The sequence below is a fragment of the Streptomyces albofaciens JCM 4342 genome (genome assembly GCF_008634025.1).
Lineage (GTDB): Bacteria > Actinomycetota > Actinomycetes > Streptomycetales > Streptomycetaceae > Streptomyces > Streptomyces albofaciens.
In genome coordinates, this window is record NZ_PDCM01000002.1 from 2,708,409 (window position 1) to 2,722,907 (window position 14,499).

The window sequence follows — 14,499 nt, forward strand, 5'->3', positions numbered from 1 at the left end:
CCCCGCGGCGCTTCGGGAAAGTCGGCCGGAAGCCTGTGAGTTTGCTCACGAAGTGTGTGACAAATGCCGCATTTCCCATGATCAACATCCACGGGCGAAACGGACATTGCTGGATTGAAGCCCATGTTCCGCTCCCGATCACCGCACCTGGGACAGGGGTCACGCGTGAGCGACTCGCGGACATAAGTCCGTTATCAGCCACGTCACTCTCTACACATGGTGACGTGTCCCGTACATTGCGTCACGCATGTCCCAGGGGGCCGCACCGCCCTTGTTGGAGATCCGGCACTGTGCTGGAATTCCACGGACCGCCGCAGGTATCCGCCGGACGGCGCGCAGGGGGCGCAGCGAAGCGCCGCGCGGTGGTGCCGCTCTCTCGGCCAGAGGGAGCAGCTCGCCGGTCACTCACGACCGCCAAATGGGGACCCCGGTCCCCTACGACTCGACAACCGTCCCGCCGTTGACGCGGTGGGACGCCTGGTCCAGAGGTTGCGACGCTAGTGCAGGGACGTTTCAAGAGGGATGGCATGGGGTCTCCCCAGGCCCGCCAGGGCCAAGGGGAAGCTGCGGCGGACCCGGAGCTGCGCGGCGGGAGCGACCGCGCCTCCTCGCCCCAGCATGGCCCGGGCACCGGCCCGGCCATCGGCGGTGACACCGCCGACGCCGCGCCGAAGCCGGCCAAGGACGCCAAGGAGCCGAGCGGCCCCGGCGCGCGCATCGCCATGCGCAACTGGCGCATCAGCACCCGCCTGGTCTCCCTGCTGGCGCTCCCCGTCATCGCCGCGACCACGCTGGGCGGCATGCGCATCAACACGTCGCTGGACAACATCGACCAGCTCGACAAGATGCAGCTGCTCACCGAGATGACGCGGCAGGCCACCGAGCTGGCCGACGCGCTCCAGGTCGAGCGGGACAAGTCGGCCGGTCCGATCGCGGGCAGCGGCAACGTCAAGGACGACGCCAACGTCGTCGCGCCGCGCGAGGGCACCGACCGCGCGAAGCTGGCGTTCAACAAGGCCACCGGCAGCATCCAGCGCGACGACCCGGCGATGGCCGGCGTGCAGGCGACCCTGCTGGACATCGGGCGTCAGCTCAACACGCTCAACGAGATCCGCAACAACGCGTACAAGGACGCCGACAACTCCGCGCGTACGGTCAGCAGCTACAACCAGCTGATCAACTCGCTGCTCGCACTGTCCCAGGACATGGCGCAGGCGACCAGCAACCCCGAGATGATCCGCGCGACCCGTGCGCTGGCGGCGTTCTCCTCCGCCAAGGAGTACGCGTCGATGCAGCGCGCGATCGTCAGCGCCGGTCTCGCGCACAAGGGCCGCCCACAGTTGTCCGACAACGACCGGCTGGCCGGCCGTACCGCCGAGGACAACGAGAAGGCGGCCCGCGACCGCTTCTCCCAGATCTCCGAGGGCGCCAGCGACCTCACCAAGGGCCTGGACGGCAACAACGACGACATCAAGGCGGCCGTCGCCTTCGCGCACCGGGCGTTCGCCAGCGAGGGCGGCATCCGCAGCGAGGACTACAAGTACCTCGACTGGTACGACACCGACACCGTCAAGATCGACGAGATGTCGAAGATCGAGAGCTCGCTGCTCTCGCAGATGGAGCAGAAGTCCCGCGAGCTGCGCAACGACGCGACGCGCGAAGCGATCATCAACGGTGCGCTGATCCTGCTGGTCCTCGGCATCTCGCTGGTCGGCGCCTTCGTCGTGTCCCGGTCCATGGTGCGTTCGCTGCGCCGCCTCCAGGACACCGCGCAGAAGGTCTCCCAGGAGCGCCTGCCCGAGCTGGTCAAGCAGCTGTCCGAGTCGGACCCGCAGGACGTGGACACCTCCGTGGAGTCGGTCGGCGTGCACAGCCGCGACGAGATCGGCAAGGTGGCCGCGGCCTTCGACGACGTGCACCGCGAAGCCGTCCGCCTGGCGTCCGAGCAGGCGCTGCTGCGGGGCAACGTCAACGCGATGTTCACCAACCTCTCGCGCCGCAGCCAGGGCCTGATCCAGCGCCAGCTGTCGCTGATCTCCGAACTGGAGTCCCGCGAGGCCGACCCGGACCAGCTGTCCTCGCTGTTCAAGCTGGACCACCTGGCGACCCGTATGCGCCGTAACGGTGAGAACCTCCTCGTCCTCGCGGGCGAGGAGCCGGGCCGCCGCTGGACGCGCCCGGTCCCGCTGGTCGACGTGTTGCGCGCCGCCGCCTCCGAGGTGGAACAGTACGAGCGCATCGAACTGAGCGCGGTCCCGCAGACCGAGGTCGCCGGCCGGGTCGTCAACGACCTCGTCCACCTCCTCGCCGAGCTGCTGGAGAACGCCACCTCCTTCTCCTCGCCGCAGACCAAGGTCAAGGTGACCGGTCACGCGCTGCCCGACGGCCGCGTCCTGGTCGAGATCCACGACACCGGCATCGGCCTGTCGCCCGAGGACCTGTCCGCGATCAACGAGCGGCTGGCCAGCCCGCCGACGGTGGACGTCTCGGTCTCCCGCCGCATGGGTCTGTTCGTGGTCGGCCGCCTGTCGCTGCGGCACGGCATCCGGATCCAGCTGCGGCCGTCCGACTCGGGCGGTACGACGGCGCTGGTCATGCTGCCGGTCGACGTCGCCCAGGGCGGCAAGAAGCCGCAGCCGGGCAAGGGCGGTCCGGGCGCCGGGCACGGCGAGGGCAAGCCCAGCACGCCGAACGCCTCCGCCAACCGCCTCGCCGGCCTCCAGCCGCGCGGCCAGGTCGGCGCGGGCGGCGCGCGTCCGGCGCTGCCGGGCCGCGGCGGTCCGGGCGGCCAGGGCGGTCCGGGCGCCGGCGCGTTCGGTGCCCCGGGCGGCCGTACGGGCAACAACGCGCCCGGCGGCCCCGCGAAGACCGGCCCCGGCGCGGGCCAGCTGAGCGACGGACGTCCGGCGCTGCCGACGCGTGGCGCGCCGGCCGGCGCGAACACGGGCGCGGGTGCCGGTGACACCTCCCAGATGCCGACGGTCGCGCCGCCCACCGGCGCGCCGCACAACGACGAGCGCCCGCAGCTGCCGCAGCGCGGCGCGGCGGCGGAGCTGACCGGCGGTGCCGACACCGCCGGCGACGCCCCGCAGCCCGGCACCACGAGCTGGGGCGCCCGCCGCGAGCGCGGCGCCGCGGACGACTGGCCGATGGCGCCCCGCCAGGAGCAGGACCGGCCGCGCGGCCACGAGGAGCCGGAGACCGGCGGCTTCGCCCGCCCGGCGGCCGGCGGCCCCGGCGACACGGCCGAGTTCGCCCGTCCCGACTTCGACGCCCCGCCGCCCGCCGCGGACGGCGCACAGGGCCGCGGCCCGGGCGACACCGGCGAGTTCGCCCGGCCGGACGCCTTCGGTACCGGCGCGCCGCAGCGTGGCGAGCAGACCACCGGTGAGTACGCGCTCCCCGCCGACCTGCGGAGCGAGTCCCCGCAGGGCCCCGGCGACACCGGGCAGTTCGCCCGCCCGGACGCCGGGTTCGGCGACCGCTCGTACGAGAACAACGGGTACGACGCCAACGCGGCCGGTGCCTTCGAAGGCGGCAGCGCCTTCGGCGGCGGCGTACCGCAGCAGCAGGGGGCCGGGACCACCGGCGAGTTCGCCCTGCCCGCCGACCTGCAGAGCGGGTCGCCGCAGGGCACCGGCGAGTTCGCGATGCCGGCCCAGGAGCGGGAGCGCCCGGCCGACGGCTCCGGCGACCTGCTCGGCGGCGGCTCGCCGGCCGGTCCGGGCGACGGCCGTACGCCGATCTTCGACACCATCGAGTCGAACTGGTTCAGCCACCCGGCCTCCGGCTCCGCCGTGCCGCAGCAGGCCGATGACGAGCCGGCCGCCCCGTCGGCGGAGCGCTCCGAGGCGCCGCCGCTGCCGCGCCGCGAGCCCGGCGCCGCGACCGGTGCCGCGTCCGGCGGTACGTCCGGCGCGGGCCTGAGCCTCAACGGGGCCGGCGCCGACGACCGCGGCCAGTGGCGCGCCTCGCCCAACGACGAGCGCTGGCGGCAGGCTGAGCAGCTGCGCCAGCCCGCCGCGGGCGGCGTCACCACCTCCGGGCTGCCCCGCCGCGTGCCGCGCGCCAACCTGGTCGCCGGCACCGCGCAGCAGCAGTCGAACCAGACCGGTCCGCAGGTCTCGCGTGCGCCCGACGACGTACGCGGCCGTCTGACCAACCTTCGCCGGGGTATCCAGCAAGGCCGTTACCGGGCCGAGGAGAACGCCTCCACCGGCAACCACGGCATTGTCGACCCCACTCACCAGCAGGAGCGTTAGTTGAGTCCGATGAGCCAGGCGGCGCAGAATCTGAACTGGTTGATCACCAACTTCGTGGACAACACCCCCGGTGTGTCCCACACGGTGGTGGTCTCCGCGGACGGACTGCTCCTCGCCATGTCCGAGGGCTTCCCGCGCGACCGGGCCGACCAGCTGGCCGCGGTGGCGTCCGGGCTGACCTCGCTGACCTCCGGTGCGTCCCGCATCTTCGAGGGCGGGAGTGTCAACCAGACCGTGGTGGAGATGGAGCGCGGCTTCCTCTTCATCATGTCCATCTCGGACGGATCGTCGCTGGCCGTACTGGCGCACCCGGAGTGCGACATCGGCCTCGTCGGCTACGAGATGGCCCTGCTGGTCGACCGCGCGGGCACGGTGCTGACGCCCGACCTGCGCGCCGAGCTCCAGGGCAGCCTGCTGCACTGAGTCCCGCCGAACGTCACGACCCGACCCACCGACCACCGTGCCGCACCCCCCACCGGCCCAACCCGACGACAGTCAGTTGTCCCGTCCGGAGGACCCCATGACCCCGCCACCCGCCTCGCCCGGCCCGTACGGCGCCTACAGCCAAGCGCCGTACGGGGGCGAAGGTGACCAGCCGCTGGTCCGCCCGTACGCCATGACCGGAGGACGGACCCGGCCGCGCTACCAGCTCGCCATCGAGGCGCTGGTCAGCACCACCGCCGACCCGTCCCAGCTGCCCGGTCTGCTGCCGGAGCACCAGCGCATCTGCCACCTGACCCGCGAGGTGAAGTCGGTCGCCGAGGTCTCGGCGCTGCTGCACATCCCGCTGGGGGTGGCCCGCATCCTGGTCGCGGACCTGGCGGAGGCCGGCATGGTGGCGATCCACCAGCCGGGCGGCAGCACCGAGGCCGGCGGTACGCCCGATGTGACGCTGCTGGAAAGGGTGCTCAGTGGACTTCGCAAGCTCTGACGGGGCCGGGCCCGCCGCCGCTCAGGGCGGCGGGTCCACCACCTCCGCGAAGATCGTGGTGGCGGGCGGCTTCGGCGTGGGCAAGACCACGTTCGTCGGGGCCGTCTCGGAGATCAACCCGCTGCGCACGGAGGCCGTGATGACCTCCGCCTCGGCGGGGATCGACGATCTGAGCCACGTGCAGGACAAGACCACGACGACCGTGGCGATGGACTTCGGCCGCATCACGCTGGACCAGGACCTGATCCTGTACCTGTTCGGCACCCCCGGCCAGGACCGCTTCTGGTTCATGTGGGACGACCTCGTCCGCGGCGCCATCGGCGCCGTCGTCCTGGTCGACACCCGCCGCCTCGCCGACTGCTTCCCCGCCGTCGACTACTTCGAGAACAGCGGCCTGCCCTTCGTCATCGCCCTCAACGGCTTCGACGGACACCAGCCCTACACCCCCGACGAAGTACGCGAAGCACTCCAGATCGGCCCCGACGCCCCGATCATCACCACCGACGCCCGCCACCGCAGCGAAGCCAAGAGCGCCCTCATCACCCTCGTCGAACACGCCCTCATGGCCCGCCTGAAGTGACGCTTTCACGCCACCTCGCCGACAGGTAGGTTGCCCCGGGCAATGAGTACACCGGACCGGCGCCCCCGGGCGCCGGAAAGGTCGCGGGTGAGCGCCGGTTCCCGCGAGCCGCCACGGGATCTGTGTCCTTGGCCACGCCGCCCGACGCGTTCATAACGTTTCGACAGAGAATTCACCCGCCGCCGATACCCGGCGCGCACACGCGGCTCCGCTGTGCGCACATTTCTCTCGCATTTTGGCGCCGCTCGCCCTTAACGCCCCTTTTATCTGCGCCGCTCAGCGCGTTGCTCCGCTTTTGCCCAGTGTTTGGAACGCACGGTCCTGACGTGCTGAAATTCGCTGAACTCCGGAGTAGTAAGAGGCCCCGAAGAAAACGGCACGGCGCAAAAGGGCGCGGTGCCGGCGCCGAGAGGTTGTTGGTCGAGTGAGGCGAAGCAGGCCGGGCCCCGAGCCGCAGAAACCGCGGCGGGGCAACTTCACGCCACCGTCGCACAGCGCGGCACCGACTGCCGGCGCTGCCGGGAACCAGGTCGCCACCGCCCCGGTGAGCGGCGGGCGGTTCTCCCCGCGCAACTGGCGCGTGGCCACCCGGCTCAACGCGATCCTGCTCATTCCCGTACTCGTCGCCCTGGTCTTCGGCGGCCTGCGCGTCAACAGCTCGGTCGAGACCTGGCAGGAGGCCCGGGACGCCGAGAACACCGCGAAGCTGGTACGGGCCGCCGCCGCCTACAGCCACGCCATCATCGACGAGCGCGACCGCACCGCCGAGCCGCTGCTCGCGGGCAAGCGCGACGACGCGGCCGTGAGCGAGGCGCGCGCGGCGACCGACACCGCGGCGAAGGCGTTCCACGCCGCGGTCCAGGAGATGCCCGACAAGGGCGGCCTCAAGCGCCGCCTGGCCGCCTTCGAGAAGGTCGAGCCGGGTCTGAAGAAGCTGCGCGAGGCCGCGTACACCTCTCAGCTGCCCGGTGTGCGCACCGAAGAGGGCTACGTCGCCATCCAGCACCCGCTGATGGAGTTCGCCAACGAGCTGGGACTGGGCACCGGCAACATCACCTCGTACGGCCGTACGGTCTACGCCGTCTCGCTGGCCAAGGCCGCCGAGTCGCTCACCCGCTCCATCGGTACGCACCTGCTGGTCGCCCCGGCGTCCCCGCAGGGCGGCAAGGAGCACAAGCAGCAGCTGACCGCGTTCGCCTCGTACAAGTACCTGGAGAACATCGCCATCGGCGAGTACACCTCCGGCGGCACCCCCGAGGACGTCCAGCGGCTGAAGGACGACACGGCCAAGCTCAGGAAGCGGAGCGAGGCATCGCCGTCCTTCGACACGATGGCTGGCGCCATCGCCTCCGGCGCCTCGCCGCAGCAGCTCGCCGCGCAGGGCATCACGCCGGAGAGCTGGTTCACCGCGGCCACCGGCACGTTCGACATGTACCGGGCCATCGAGAAGGACCTCGCCGACAAGGCCGTGGACGAGGCGGCCGCGATCTCCTCGGACGCGCAGCGGTCCGCCTTCGTCGACTCCGCGATCGTGATCGCCGCGCTGATCGTCGCCTTCGTGGTGGCCGGCATGATGGCCCGCCGGATGAGCCGCAACATGAGCCGGCTGCGCACCGCGGCCTTCGGCGTCGCCGAGCAGCGGCTGCCGACCCTGGTCGACCAGCTCTCCCGTACGGACCCGGGCCGCGTGGACACCCGCGTGGAGCCCATCCCGATCCACACCACCGACGAGATCGGCGAGGTCGCCCGCGCCTTCGACCAGGTGCACCGGGAGGCCGTCCGGCTGGCCGCCGAGCAGGCGCTGCTGCGCGGCAACGTCAACGCGATCTTCACCAACCTCTCGCAGCGCAACCAGGGTCTGATCGAGCGCCAGCTCACCCTGATCACCGAGCTGGAGAACAACGAGGCCGACCCGGACCAGTTGGAGAACCTCTTCCGGATGGACCACCTGGCCACCCGTATGAGGCGCAACGGCGAGAACCTCCTCATCCTCGCGGGCGAGGAGCCGGGCCAGCGCTGGAACCAGCCGGTGCCGCTGATCGACGTGCTGCGCGCGGCCACCTCCGAGGTCGAGGCGTACGAGCGGATCGAACTGTCCGGCGTGCCGGACGGCGACATCCACGGCACCGCCGTGACCGACCTCGTGCACCTGCTCTCCGAGCTGCTGGAGAACGCCACCACGTTCTCCTCGCCGCAGACCAAGGTGCGGGTCGCCGCCACCCGGCTGCCGGACGGCCGGGTCATGATCGAGATCCACGACAAGGGCATCGGGCTGACCCCCGAGGACTTCGCGGACATCAACCACAAGCTGGCCAACCCGCCGACCGTGGACGCCTCGGTCTCCCAGCGCATGGGCCTGTTCGTGGTCGGCCGCCTCGCCGACCGGCACGGCATCCGCGTACAGCTGCGCCCCTCCGGCGAGCAGGCCGGCACCACCTCCCTCGTCATGCTCCCCGAGGCCATCACCCACGGCGGTGGCGGCGAGGAGGGCTACGACGACGACTTCACGGTCTCCCGGATCGTCCCCGAGCACGAGCAGGGCGCCTACGCCGGCAACGGCCGCCCGGCCGGGGAGCCCGGCTTCGACGAGTCCGGCTTCGGGCAGCACGGCGGCGCCGCGCCGCTCGACCCGGTCAACCGTTCGCTGCTGCGCGAGGAGCGCCGGGCGGCGCTGGAGGCGCAGGCCGGTGGCGCGGGCGCCCAGGGCCGGACGCACGATCCCGCGCAGCAGCAGCCGTACCCGGATCTGTCGGGGCAGCCGTACCAGGACCCGGCGGCGCAGCCGTACCAGGACCCGGCGGCGCAGCCGTACCAGGACCCGGCGGCGCAGCCGTACCAGGACCCGGCGGCGCAGCCGTATCAGGACCCGTCGGCACAGCTGTTCCAGGACCCGGCGCAGCACGGTGGCGCGGGGTACGGGAACCAGCCCGGACAGCCCTATGCGGAACCGCAGCAGGGGGTGTACGACACCGGGCAGCAGCTGGGCCAGGGACTTGCCGAAGTCGGTCGCGACGAGGCCGCCGGCCAGCAGCCGTACGTGCCGTACGAGACGCGGCCGCAGGACGACCGGCCCGAAAACGGAGCGTACACCGGCTATTCCGGCCCGGAAACGGAATCGGACCGGAATCCGTCGGCCGCTCCCGCGGACAGTCCGGAGCGCGTAGCATTCCACCGTCCGGATCCCACCCCGAACGACGCGCCGTCGCTGACCGACGCCGGCCTTCCGCGCCGCGGAGCCGGCCAGCCGCAGGCTCAGCAGCAGTGGCAGCCGTTCGAGGAGGCGTCCTCCAGGCCCCGGGCCCAGGAGGACCCGGCGGCCGCCCCGCAGGGGAACGCGCCGGAGACCGGTTCGGACGGCTCCGAGTGGCGCTCGGCCAACGACGAGCGCTGGCAGCGGGCGGAGCGGCTGCGCGAGCCGAAGGCGGGCGGAGTCACTTCCTCCGGTCTGCCCCGGCGGGTGCCCAAGGCCAACCTGGTCGAGGGCACGGCGGAGCAGAGCCCGCAGGGCGGCCCGCAGGTCTCCCGCGCTCCGGAGGACGTCCGCGGCCGGCTGAGCAACCTGCGGCGCGGGGTCCAGCAGGGACGCAACGTGGGCACGGACCAGGAGGTCCCCCAGAATGACCAACAGGGCTTCGGCCCCGGCAGCACCTACGATCAGGAGCGTTAGTGTGAGCCCGATGAGCCAGGCGGCGCAGAACCTGAACTGGTTGATCACCAACTTCGTGGACAACACCCCCGGTGTGTCCCACACGGTCGTGGTCTCCGCGGACGGTCTCCTCCTCGCCATGTCCGAGGGCTTCCCTCGGGACAGAGCCGATCAGTTGGCGGCGGTGGCCTCCGGCCTCACCTCGCTGACCTCCGGCGCCTCCCGCATCTTCGAGGGCGGGAGTGTCAACCAGACCGTGGTGGAGATGGAGCGCGGCTTCCTCTTCATCATGTCCGTCTCCGACGGATCGTCGCTGGCCGTACTGGCGCACCCGGAGTGCGACATCGGCCTCGTCGGTTACGAGATGGCCCTGCTGGTCGACCGCGCGGGCACGGTGCTCACGCCGGACCTGCGCGCGGAACTGCAGGGCAGCCTTCTCAACTAGCAGACAGGCAGTGCGTTTCCCGCCACCGCGCCGTAGGGTGCGGTGGCGCGACCGGCGTCAGATTGGCAAGTTGAAGGAGGAGACGTGGCAACGCCCCCGAGCGGTTACCCGTACGGTCCCGGACAGCAGTCCGGGTCCCAGGGCGAGCACCGGCACAACCGCTTCAACTTTCCTTCCGCGCCCAGCCGTCGGCAGCAGCCGCCGCAGCCCCAGCAGCCGTATCAGCAGCGGCCGTACGACTCCCGGCAGCCGTACGAGCCGTCGCCGTACGAGCAGCCGCGGGCGCCGCGTGTCCAGCCGGCACCGCCCCGGCAACGGCGCAACGGGCCGTCGGCCCCCACGGGGGGCGCGCACAACCCGCTCGTGCGCCCGTACGCGATGACCGGGGGCCGGACCCGGCCGCGCTACCAGCTCGCCATCGAGGCGCTGGTCAGCACGACCGCCGACCCGGCCAGGATGCAGGGCCAACTGCCGGAGCACCAGCGCATCTGCCACCTCTGCCGCGAGATCAAGTCAGTGGCCGAGATCTCGGCCCTCCTCTCCATCCCCCTCGGCGTCGCCCGAATCCTCGTCGCCGACCTGGCGGAGGCCGGACTCGTCGCCATCCATCAGCCCGGCGGGGACGAGACCGCCGGCGGACAGCCAGATGTGACACTGCTCGAAAGGGTGCTCAGTGGACTTCGCAAGCTCTAGCGGTGCAGCCCGCTCCACCACCTCCGCGAAGATCGTGGTGGCGGGCGGCTTCGGCGTGGGCAAGACCACGTTCGTCGGGGCCGTCTCAGAGATCAACCCGCTGCGCACCGAAGCCGTGATGACCTCGGCGTCGGCCGGCATCGACGACCTCACGCACGCGCCGGACAAGACCACCACCACGGTGGCGATGGACTTCGGCCGCATCACGCTGGACCAGGACCTGATCCTGTACCTGTTCGGCACCCCCGGCCAGGACCGCTTCTGGTTCATGTGGGACGACCTCGTCCGCGGCGCCATCGGCGCCGTCGTCCTGGTCGACACCCGCCGCCTCGCCGACTGCTTCCCCGCCGTCGACTACTTCGAGAACAGCGGCCTGCCCTTCGTCATCGCCCTCAACGGCTTCGACGGACACCAGCCCTACACCCCCGACGAAGTACGCGAAGCACTCCAGATCGGCCCCGACGCCCCGATCATCACCACCGACGCCCGCCACCGCAGCGAAGCCAAGAGCGCCCTCATCACCCTCGTCGAACACGCCCTCATGGCCCGCCTGCGCTGACCGGCCCCTCGACGCGACGACCCCCGCACCTCGGGTGCGGGGGTTTTCGGTGTGGGCCGCTCTAGCGGTTCAGATGATCGCCGACCGCCGTCACCAGAAGCGACAGCGACACCGCTCCGGCGTCCGGGTGACCGTGCCCCAGGGAACCCATACGGGCCGCGCGGCCGCGGGACGGGGTGAGGTCCGCGGTGGCGGAGGCGGCGCGGGTGGCGGCCTGGGCGGCGGCCTTCCAGGCGCCGGGGAGGGGTTCGGCGGCGCGGGCGCGGAGTTCGGCCCGGAACGGGTCCAGCGCGTCGAGCATCGTCTTGTCCCCCACCTGGGCGCCGCCCAGCTCCGTCACGGCCCGCTGCGCGGCCTCGACGGCGTCCGCGAGCAGCGCGGTGGAGTAGCTCTCCGCCTTGGCGAGTACGGCGCCGGTCTCGGCCAGCAGCGTGCCGTACAGGGCGCCGGACGCGCCGCCCGAGGCGTCGGCCAGGGCGAGGCCCGCGGCGAGCAGCGCGGCGCCCGCCGAACGGGGGTCGTCGGCCGGTCCCGGCTCGGCCGCGCGGGCCGCGGCGACGGCGGCGCGCAGGCCCCGGACGATCCCGATGCCGTGGTCGCCGTCCCCGGCGACGGCGTCCAGCCGGCCGAGTTCGTCCTCGTCGGCCGCGATCAGGTCGAGGGCGGCCTGGAGAGCGGCGGTGGCGGGGAGGCCGGTGGCGGGGAGGCCGGTGGAAGGGGCGGTACGGACGGGGGCGGGCGGCGCGGCGGGTACGGATTCCGCCGGCCGCAGGTCGTCGTGGTCCGCCGGCACGCTGCGGAACGCCGGGGTGTCGCAGGGCGCGTCGTACAGTTCGGCCAGTTCGTCGTCCAGGAGCATCACGGACAGCGAGACGCCCGCCATGTCGAAGGACGTGACGAACTCGCCGACCTCGGGGCGGTGCGGGCGCAGCCCGGCGGCGCGCAGCCGGCGGTTGACCTGGCGGTAGACGACGAACATCTCCTCGTATTTGGTGCGGCCGAGGCCGTTGAGGAGGACGGCGGCCCGCCCGTCTCCCCCGGCGGGCGGCGCCGGGAGTTCCCGCAGGAGGTTGTCGACGAGCGCGTCGGCCAGTTCCGACGCGGTGAGGTGGCGGGTGGTGCGCAGGCCGGGTTCGCCGTGTATGCCCATGCCGAGTTCGGTCGTCCCGGCGTCGACGGTGAACAGCGGCTCGCTCGCGCCCGGCAGCGTACAGCCGGCGAACGCGGCACCGAAGGTGCGGGTCAGCGCGTTGGCGCGGGCCGCGAGCCGGGCCACGCCCGCCAGGTCGTCGCCGCGCTCGGCCGCCGCGCCCGCCACCTTGAAGACGAAGAAGTCGCCGGCCACGCCGCGCCGGTCGCGGGACGGGTCGACCGGCTGCCCCTCGACCGGCGGCGGGCCGCTCGCCACGTCGTCGGTGACCAGGACCGTACGGACGTCGACGCCCTCGGCGGCCAGGCGGCGGGCGGCGAGGCCGAAGTGCATCACGTCGCCGGCGTAGTTGCCGTAGCTGAAGAGCACGCCGGCGCCGCCGTCCGCGGCCCGCGCGGTGCGGTAGACCTGTTCGGCGCTGGGGCTGGCGAAGACGTCGCCGACGGCCGCCGCGTCGGCGAGGCCGGGGCCGACCAGCCCGGCGAAGGCGGGGTAGTGCCCGGAACCGCCGCCGATGACGACCGCGACCTTGCCGGGGCGCGGCGCGTGCCGCCCGACGACCCCGTAGGTGTCCGGGACCCGGCGCACCGTGCGGGCGTAGGCGTCGGCCAGGCCCTCCAGCCAGTCCTCACGGAAGGTCCCGGGGTCGTGGCCGGGGCCGGCGGCGGGGGTGGTGGTCATCGGGCTCACTCCTTTGTTTCGTCCCTTGTTGGATTTAACACCCGGATCACATATCCGTCACCCCTCCTGGCGTAATCCACCCCTGTTATTGCGAAGTAACTGCGAAGAACCCCCCGAAAAAGACTCTGCATCACACCTTGCATGTGAACTTCACAGGGTTCATGCTGCCTGCACCACACCGCACCGCACCGCACCGCCCGGAGGCAGCCATGGCCCCACCGCAGCTCTCGCTCCCCGACCGGCTGGGCATCCCGAGGCCACTGGTCCTCGGCTACCTCGGCGTGCTGCTGTTCATGGTCGGCGACGGTGTCGAATCCGGTTTCATCGCCCCGTACATGGCCGGACACGGCGCGGGCACCGAGGTGCACGCCTCTTACGTGATCACCGCGTACGGCGTGACCGTCATGCTCGCCTCCTGGCTCTCCGGCGCGCTGTCGGACCTGTGGGGCCCGCGCCGCGTCATGCAGCTGGGCCTGGCCGTGTGGGTCGTCTTCGACGTGCTCTTCCTGGCCCTGGCGCTGGGCCCGGGGAACTACCCGCTGATGCTGGTCTTCTACGGCCTGCGCGGTTTCGGCTATCCGCTCTTCGCCTTCGGCTTCCTGGTATGGATCACCGCCACCGCGCCGGCGGCCCGGATGGGCACCGCGGTCGGCTGGTTCTACGTCGCCTTCACCGGCGGCCTGCCCACCCTCGGCTCGCTCGTCGCGGGCGTCACCAACCCGTGGTTCGGCCAGTTCGGCACCCTGTGGGTGGCGCTCGGCATCATCGTCCTGGGCGGCGTCTGCTGTCTGCTCGGCGTCCGCGAGCGCACCGGCTTCGCCCGGCTCGCCCCGCCGGAGGTGCGGCCCGTGCAGTCGCTGCTGTCCAGCCTGTCCATCGCCTGGACGCACCCGAAGGTCGCCGTCGGCTGTGTGGTGCGCGTGATCAACACGGCGCCGGAGTTCGGCTTCCTGGTCTTCCTGCCGACCTTCTTCGGCGAGGAACTGGGCTTCGGGCAGGGCCGCTGGCTGACCCTGCTGGCCGTCATCTACGGCACCAATGTGCTGTGCAACCTGCTGTTCGGGGTGATCGGCGACCGGATCGGCTGGCGGCGCACCATCGCCTCCTTCGGGGGCCTGGGCTGCGCGGTCACCACCCTCACCCTCTACTTCGTGCCGAAGGCCGTCGGCGGCAACTACGGGGTGGCCATCGCCGTCGGCATGCTCTACGGCATCACGCTGGCCGGGTTCGTGCCCATCTCCGCACTGGTCCCGGCCCTCGCGCCGGACCACAAGGGCGGCGCGATGGCCCTGCTCAACCTGGGCGCGGGCGGCGCGGCCTTCGTCGGCCCGGCCATCGTCAGCGTCTTCCTCGGCCCGTTCGGCCCGGCGGGCGTCGTGATCGTCTTCGCCGCGCTGTACGTGCTCTCCGCCGCCCTGACGCTGTATTTGAAGCTGCCGGAGCCCGCCGCGGGACAGGGCCGGGACGGCCGCGAGGCGGCCCCGGCCGGCGCCGCTGCCCCCGCACCGCCGTACGCGGAAGCCGGGCCCGGCGGGGCCCGGCTTCCGTAACG

Annotated in this window: 10 protein-coding genes; 9 read left to right on the forward strand and 1 reads right to left on the reverse strand. The window is 72.3% G+C overall.

All coding sequences use genetic code 11. The features are described from left to right. Nucleotides 1-500: 500 nt before the first annotated feature. From CP973_RS31760 to CP973_RS31795, 8 genes are all read left to right on the forward strand, one after another. The gene (locus CP973_RS31760) at nucleotides 501-4,262 is read left to right on the forward strand and encodes a nitrate- and nitrite sensing domain-containing protein (RefSeq protein WP_425282041.1); all 3,762 of its coding nucleotides are present in this window, start codon (nucleotides 501-503) and stop codon (nucleotides 4,260-4,262) included. Nucleotides 4,263-4,271: 9 nt separating this feature from the next. Next, nucleotides 4,272-4,685: a roadblock/LC7 domain-containing protein gene (locus tag CP973_RS31765; RefSeq protein WP_167538637.1), complete on the forward strand. Its 414-nt coding sequence runs from the start codon at nucleotides 4,272-4,274 to the stop codon at nucleotides 4,683-4,685. Between the two features lie 97 nt (nucleotides 4,686-4,782). After that, nucleotides 4,783-5,193, forward strand: coding sequence for a DUF742 domain-containing protein (locus tag CP973_RS31770; RefSeq protein ID WP_003986417.1), 411 nt, complete (start codon nucleotides 4,783-4,785; stop codon nucleotides 5,191-5,193). Continuing rightward, on the forward strand, nucleotides 5,174-5,773 hold the full coding sequence (locus CP973_RS31775) for a GTP-binding protein (protein WP_150247277.1): 600 nt from the start codon (nucleotides 5,174-5,176) through the stop codon (nucleotides 5,771-5,773). The genes CP973_RS31770 and CP973_RS31775 overlap by 20 nt, the downstream gene beginning before the upstream one ends. Nucleotides 5,774-6,197: 424 nt before the next feature. After that, nucleotides 6,198-9,440, forward strand: a complete 3,243-nt coding sequence (locus tag CP973_RS31780; RefSeq protein WP_150247278.1) for a sensor histidine kinase — start codon at nucleotides 6,198-6,200, stop codon at nucleotides 9,438-9,440. A 10-nt stretch (nucleotides 9,441-9,450) separates the two neighbouring features. Continuing rightward, the gene (locus CP973_RS31785) at nucleotides 9,451-9,864 is read left to right on the forward strand and encodes a roadblock/LC7 domain-containing protein (RefSeq protein ID WP_018087204.1); all 414 of its coding nucleotides are present in this window, start codon (nucleotides 9,451-9,453) and stop codon (nucleotides 9,862-9,864) included. Between the two features lie 84 nt (nucleotides 9,865-9,948). Beyond that, the gene (locus tag CP973_RS31790) at nucleotides 9,949-10,557 is read left to right on the forward strand and encodes a DUF742 domain-containing protein (RefSeq protein ID WP_150247279.1); all 609 of its coding nucleotides are present in this window, start codon (nucleotides 9,949-9,951) and stop codon (nucleotides 10,555-10,557) included. Continuing rightward, nucleotides 10,538-11,116, forward strand: coding sequence for a GTP-binding protein (locus tag CP973_RS31795; RefSeq protein ID WP_073447656.1), 579 nt, complete (start codon nucleotides 10,538-10,540; stop codon nucleotides 11,114-11,116). The genes CP973_RS31790 and CP973_RS31795 overlap by 20 nt, the downstream gene beginning before the upstream one ends. Nucleotides 11,117-11,177: 61 nt before the next feature. Here the strand turns inward: CP973_RS31795 and CP973_RS31800 are convergent, their stop codons facing one another. Further along, nucleotides 11,178-12,947, reverse strand: coding sequence for a dihydroxyacetone kinase family protein (locus CP973_RS31800; RefSeq protein WP_150247280.1), 1,770 nt, complete (start codon nucleotides 12,945-12,947; stop codon nucleotides 11,178-11,180). Between the two features lie 209 nt (nucleotides 12,948-13,156). Here CP973_RS31800 and CP973_RS31805 point away from each other — a divergent pair, with 209 nt between their 5' ends. Further along, the gene (locus tag CP973_RS31805; RefSeq protein ID WP_150247281.1) at nucleotides 13,157-14,497 is read left to right on the forward strand and encodes an MFS transporter; all 1,341 of its coding nucleotides are present in this window, start codon (nucleotides 13,157-13,159) and stop codon (nucleotides 14,495-14,497) included. Nucleotides 14,498-14,499: the final 2 nt, after the last annotated feature.

Bases quoted from the DNA above. Each gene is read 5' to 3' on its own strand.
- CP973_RS31765 (WP_167538637.1), top strand. From the start codon at position 4,272: ATGAGCCAGGCGGCGCAGAATCTGAACTGGTTGATCACCAACTTCGTG.
- CP973_RS31805 (WP_150247281.1), top strand. From the start codon at position 13,157: ATGGCCCCACCGCAGCTCTCGCTCCCCGACCGGCTGGGCATCCCGAGG.
- CP973_RS31785 (WP_018087204.1), top strand. From the start codon at position 9,451: ATGAGCCAGGCGGCGCAGAACCTGAACTGGTTGATCACCAACTTCGTG.
- CP973_RS31800 (WP_150247280.1), bottom strand. From the start codon at position 12,947: ATGACCACCACCCCCGCCGCCGGCCCCGGCCACGACCCCGGGACCTTC.
- CP973_RS31770 (WP_003986417.1), top strand. From the start codon at position 4,783: ATGACCCCGCCACCCGCCTCGCCCGGCCCGTACGGCGCCTACAGCCAA.